At 55.0% G+C, this 349-nt stretch carries 1 rRNA gene; it reads left to right on the top strand.

What is annotated here, in order from left to right:
- A 23S ribosomal RNA gene (locus DKT72_RS19070) occupies positions 1–349 on the top strand; the annotation flags it as partial.

Below are 349 nucleotides of genomic sequence, written 5' to 3'. Positions count from 1 at the left end.
GTCTGACATGTGTGCGAGTCAACGGGTGAGTAAACCCGTAAGGCGCAAGGAAGCTGATTGGCGGGATCCCTCGCGGGTGCACCGCCGACCGACCTTGATCTTCTGAGAAGGGTTCGAGTGTGAGCATGCCTGTCGGGACCCGAAAGATGGTGAACTATGCCTGAGCGGGGTAAAGCCAGAGGAAACTCTGGTGGAAGCCCGCAGCGATACTGACGTGCAAATCGTTCGTCTGACTTGGGTATAGGGGCGAAAGACTAATCGAACCATCTAGTAGCTGGTTCCCTCCGAAGTTTCCCTCATGATAGCTGGAGCTCGGACGCGAGTTCTATCGGGTAAAGCCAATGATTAG

The organism is Confluentibacter sediminis (assembly GCF_003258355.1).
GTDB lineage: Bacteria > Bacteroidota > Bacteroidia > Flavobacteriales > Flavobacteriaceae > Confluentibacter > Confluentibacter sediminis.
Note: the sequence above shows the minus strand (reverse complement) of the source record. Positions and strands in the feature narration are given on the sequence as shown.